Origin of the sequence: Acidovorax delafieldii 2AN (assembly GCF_000175235.1) — a bacterium.
Classification (GTDB): Bacteria; Pseudomonadota; Gammaproteobacteria; order Burkholderiales; family Burkholderiaceae_C; genus Acidovorax; species Acidovorax delafieldii_B.
Map to the genome: position 1 here is coordinate 1 of NZ_ACQT01000495.1, position 1,327 is coordinate 1,327.

The 1,327-nt window shown below is 70.0% G+C and carries 1 protein-coding gene and 1 pseudogene; one reads left to right on the forward strand and one right to left on the reverse strand.

Translation table 11 applies throughout. The features are described from left to right. Positions 1-452 (forward strand): annotated as a pseudogene (locus ACDELDRAFT_RS25265) (sel1 repeat family protein); the annotation flags it as partial. A 221-nt stretch (positions 453-673) separates the two neighbouring features. On the opposite strand, the gene ACDELDRAFT_RS22545 reads toward ACDELDRAFT_RS25265, so the two are convergent. Beyond that, on the reverse strand, positions 674-1,327 hold a 654-nt coding region (locus ACDELDRAFT_RS22545; RefSeq protein WP_005801254.1), incomplete at its 5' end, for an MFS transporter.

A 1,327-nucleotide genomic window follows, 5' to 3' on the forward strand; every position in this document is an offset into this window, starting at 1 on the left:
AGGCGCTCGAGCAGTTCCGCAGCGCGGCCGCACAGTCCCCCGCCGCTGCCGCCAATGCGCAGTTGTTGGCCGTCCGCATGCAGGCCGCCGAGGCGCAGCCCTCGCGCAGCCATACGCCGCAAGAATGGTTTGAAGACGCCCGCCGCTACCACCGCGGCGACGGCGTGCCCGCCAACTATGCCGAAGCCATCCGGCTCTACCAGGTTGCCGCATCCGCCGGCAGCAAACCCGCCCAGCGCATGCTGCAGATGATCTATTCACGGCCCGCCAGCACCGGCACGGTCGACATCGCCTGGATGCAGCAACTCGCCAACATCGACGTCAGCCAGGAAGGCGCCGTGCTGACCATCCTGCCCGCCCCAAACCCCCGCCTCTTCGTGCGCGACCCCACGCCGCTGTACGCCCTGCTGCCCCCGCAATGGCGCGCGTCTGCCGAAGGGGCGCCCCGCTGAGGCGGCTTGATTCACTATCACATAGATAGCACGTAGCGCATGCACAGCAATCGCTACAGGCGTATTTGACCAATAATCATGGCCATCTGCGCCGCACCGCGGCCGCCAGCGGTCTGCGGTCTGCGGTCTGCGGTCTGCGGTCTGCGGTCTGCGGTCTGCGGTCTGCGGTCTGCGGTCTGGCAAAGCAAGCCGCGGGCGCTGCGCGCCAACGCCCGCCCCCGTCAGTGCGCCGTGCGCATGCGCAACGAACTGCACACGCCTGCCACCGTAGCAAACGCCGCAGCCACCAACAGGGCCACCCACTCCGCCCGGCCACCGTGCGAGGGCCACACCGTGAAGATGGCGGCCAGCATGACGGCGCCCATCGTCTGCCCCGTAAGGCGGGCCGTGCCCAGCATGCCGCTGGCGGCGCCGCTGCGCGCCAGGGGCGCGGAGGTGACGATGGTGTGGTTGTTGGGCGACTGGAACAGCGCAAAGCCCGCTCCGCACAACGCCATGCGCCACACGATGTCCAGGTGCGCGGGCTGTGCCGGCAAGGCCGCCAGCAGCAGCAGGCCGCAGCCGAAGATGCCCATGCCGATGGCGCCCAACAGCCCGTCGGGATAGCGGCCGATCAGGCGGCCCGCCAGAGGCGCCGTCACCACGATGGCCAGGGGCCAGGCGGTGATCAGCAGGCCCGCCTCGAGGTGGCTGCGGCCAAAGCCATCCAGCAGCAGGAAGGGCAGCGCCAGGTAGGCCAGCGTCTGCGCGCAGAACGCCCCCACCGACGACCCCATCGACAACGCAAACACGGGGATGCGCAGCAGATCCACCGGAAACAGCGGCGCCGCCCGGTGCCACTGCCGCCGCAGGTACACCCAGCCCACTAGCACGCC